The following is a 248-nucleotide window of genomic DNA, read 5'->3' as shown; positions in this document are numbered from 1 at the left end:
TACCGACTTCTCACAGCTTATCGCAGGTTAGTACGTCCTTCATCGCCTCTGACTGCCAAGGCATCCACCATGTACGCTTAGTCACTTAACCATACAACCCCAAGAAGTGTCGTCGAAACGGCACGGCTTGTTGTCGTACAACAAGGACCAAAAATAAATTTTGGTTTTCGCCAAGAAGTTTCCAAAGCACTTGTAACAAATGTTTGAGAACTACTTTTTAAATCAGCTTTCCAGATTGTTAAAGAGCA

At 42.7% G+C, this 248-nt stretch carries 1 rRNA gene; it reads right to left on the bottom strand.

What is annotated here, in order from left to right:
- Nucleotides 1-91 (bottom strand): 23S ribosomal RNA (locus KW825_RS20400); the annotation flags it as partial.
- Nucleotides 92-248 lie beyond the last annotated feature (157 nt).

Source organism: Aeromonas sp. sif2433, from assembly GCF_019218705.1.
Classification (GTDB): domain Bacteria; phylum Pseudomonadota; class Gammaproteobacteria; order Enterobacterales; family Aeromonadaceae; genus Aeromonas; species Aeromonas encheleia.
Note: the sequence above shows the minus strand (reverse complement) of the source record. Positions and strands in the feature narration are given on the sequence as shown.